This window comes from Pricia sp. (genome assembly GCF_041745955.1).
Taxonomy (GTDB): Bacteria; Bacteroidota; Bacteroidia; order Flavobacteriales; family Flavobacteriaceae; genus Pricia.
This window is the reverse complement of sequence record NZ_JBGTHY010000177.1, coordinates 1-2,727: the sequence shown is the minus strand read 5'-3', so window position 1 is coordinate 2,727 and position 2,727 is coordinate 1. Positions and strand designations below refer to the sequence as shown.

The 2,727-nt window shown below is 43.3% G+C and carries 3 protein-coding genes and 1 pseudogene; 2 read left to right on the top strand and 2 right to left on the bottom strand.

What is annotated here, in order from left to right; translation table 11 throughout:
• Positions 1–274: pseudogene (locus ACEW8S_RS06325) on the top strand (lipopolysaccharide heptosyltransferase family protein); the annotation flags it as partial.
• Here ACEW8S_RS06325 and ACEW8S_RS06320 read toward each other — a convergent pair.
• Entirely contained in the window at positions 245–907 is a 663-nt protein-coding gene (locus tag ACEW8S_RS06320) for a class I SAM-dependent methyltransferase (RefSeq protein WP_373517330.1), read from the bottom strand. The pseudogene ACEW8S_RS06325 and the gene ACEW8S_RS06320 sit on opposite strands and share 30 nt — an antisense overlap.
• A 134-nt stretch (positions 908–1,041) precedes the next feature.
• Complete coding sequence (locus ACEW8S_RS06315; protein ID WP_373517329.1) at positions 1,042–1,920, bottom strand: GT-D fold domain-containing glycosyltransferase; 879 nt, start codon at positions 1,918–1,920, stop codon at positions 1,042–1,044.
• A 382-nt stretch (positions 1,921–2,302) separates the two neighbouring features.
• On the opposite strand from ACEW8S_RS06315, the gene ACEW8S_RS06310 reads away from it, so the two are divergent.
• The coding region (locus ACEW8S_RS06310) for a glycosyltransferase family 2 protein (RefSeq protein WP_373517331.1) at positions 2,303–2,727 on the top strand (425 nt) is incomplete at its 3' end.

Below are 2,727 nucleotides of genomic sequence, written 5' to 3'. Positions count from 1 at the left end.
AAACGAGGGCGGCGCCATACATATGGCAAAAGCTTTGGGGATACCTACCTTCTCCATCTATTCCCCTTGGATCAATAAAATGGCGTGGCACACTTTTGAAAAAGATACCAATGTAGCGGTTCACCTAAGCGATTACCGCCCCGAACTGATCCAAGGAAAACCGAAAAAAGAGCTTAAAAAAGAAATTCCGGAATTATACGAACTATTTAAGCCTGAATTTTTTAGCGGTACGCTCAGGAGTTTTTTAGATGACCATGTCTTGACGAACGAGTAATATCTGGTATTCTTGCATCAAGATTTTCCATCCCTTTTTTAGCATGTACTCGACCACCAATTTGCCCTTCCCGCCATTGGGCAAATCGCAGTCGTCGATAAGTACGATCGATTTTTCGTGCAATTGGTGTTCGATAGCCTTGAATTCCTTCAAATGGTGGGTCTGACTTTTCAGCTGAACTTCAACGTCGTTGCTGTAATCATAGCTATCCAGATATAAAAAATCGACCTTTTCGGCAAAGGACTCCAAAAATTGGATGGAATCGGACAGGTGTATCTTGACAGATTCGACCAGCCCTTGTGCCACGACCTCCTTCTGGGAAGCCTCAACGGATCGTTCGCTGATGTCCACCGAATGTACAAAAGCTTGGTTCAATTGTGCCCATTTTCCAAAAACGATAGTAGCCGCCCCGTTGCTTTTGGCACCGTGAAGTCCCTCACGGGAAGTGCCCGTCTCTATAATCGTACGGGCGTTGGTTTTGTCCAGAAGATCCAGACAACGCCGAAACGTATCCCTCCGTTTCCTGAAATCATACCGGAAGGGCATAAAGGGATAGAGCGATTTGTGTTTGACGAATTTACCTATAAAAAAACCGGCAACCCCTAAAAGTAAAACGGGCCATACATAATCCATTCCGTAATATTAAATCATAAAAAAGTATTGGGCAACCTCAGGGCAAATTTAAGGGCGTAAAAATCATGTCACATACTTCAATTTTCAAACCCGCCTACCGAAAGGCATGACCCAAGTCTCTTGTCTCCCGTCTCCTAAATAATCTGGTTCCTGAAATAAAACTTGATATCCTTGCGCAAAAAGTCCCAACGTTGTGTAATGGAAAATTTCGGGGGATTTTCAAGTGTCTTTAACACTTGGTGCCCTTGAAGGCGAATCCAGCTTCGGGAGGTTTTTTGGGCCACGGCGTCTGCGATGGACCCGAAGTCTATCACTTTGCAGCGCACTCCGCTATTCCATAGCCGAATGGAAATAACGTTGGAAGTGCTGCCCGCGGAAGGTATGACCAAATCTACCTTATCTACGTTGCGCTCCACTTCCGACCACCAGTCCAGTATGGATTCGTAGGCGTTTCTTTCCGGAATTTTCACATAATAGTCAATGGCACCGTACAATTTTTCCGCTGTTTCCTTGTCCGTCGAACCGATGAACATCTTCTTTTCCTTTCGGATAAAGTCGTCCAAAAAACTTTTGAGAAGCTTGGGTCTAAAGACCGCTAGGCACTGAAAAATACAGGGGTTTTCGAATACCAGATCCTGGGGGAAATTCCGTTGCTCTATCACATCGATCATTTCCTGTTGCCATGAAAATCGCCGATAGATGCCTTTGGCGTGGAATTCATCGTACGGGTAATTGATGGGACAGGCAATCAGATACTCCTCCTCCTGAATACGAAAGGACGCCTCCAGCTCCTTTTCCAAATTTTTGTTGAACACATAGTTGCGATGGTCCTGTTGCATCAGGGTCACAAATTCCCCATCCCCGAAACGCACGAAAAAAAGACGTTCATGATTTTTTAGTTTATCGACCAGAAAATGAAAGGAATCCATGATGTTCTTGGTTCGGATTGTATCCAAGGCTGTATCCCTTGATGGGGCAAAAAGTGTATGGAAGTAATATTTTAAGGTCTTCATTTTTCGGTTTGCATTACTACTCCCGCCACTTAGAAATTCGGATTTTTAATAGCACGAGTATAGCGCAAAGTTGCCATAAAATCAGCAATTACCCGCAACCTTTTTTGGCTTTGCCTTGGATTACAGCGCAAAGTCGAAAAAAGAGTAAAAAAAACGCAACCTTTTGTTAATCTTGACATCTTTTTATCAAAGAAGTAGGGTCAATACCGTTTCGACTGTTTAATAAACGACCACCCGATTTATACGATTTTTTTTATCCAAATACAATTTTAGGACTTTTTTGCTGTTATAATTTATCCCGAGCAATCGGGAGGAATACCAAAGTGTTTTGAAAATAGGTCAACATCAGAAAATATCGGCAGTTATCATTACCTATAATGAAATGGGGTATATTGAACGCTGTATCGCTTCCGTCGCTTTTGCGGACGAGATTATTGTTGTCGATTCTTACAGTTCCGATGGAACCTACGAGTATCTATGCGCACATCCTAAAGTAAAGGTCATTCAACATCCTTTTCAGGATTTTACCAAACAGAAAACTTTTGCCATGAAACAGGCGTCCAACGATTGGGTGCTTTTTTTGGATGCGGACGAAGTCGTTCCAGCAGGCTTGCGAAAGGAAATTATCAACGTTACGAACCTACCGTCACCCCATGTTGCCTATTGGTTCTACCGAAAATTCATGTTCAAAAACGCCCATTTGCGCTTCAGCGGATGGCAAACGGATAAAAATTATCGGCTATTCAGAAAGAGCAAAGTAGCGTTCTGCCAAGAGCGAAGGGTACACGAACGTTTGGAAGTACAGGG

Coding starts and splice junctions, on each gene's coding strand:
- ACEW8S_RS06320 (WP_373517330.1), bottom strand. CDS start 907: ATGGATTATGTATGGCCCGTTTTACTTTTAGGGGTTGCCGGTTTTTTT.
- ACEW8S_RS06315 (WP_373517329.1), bottom strand. CDS start 1,920: ATGAAGACCTTAAAATATTACTTCCATACACTTTTTGCCCCATCAAGG.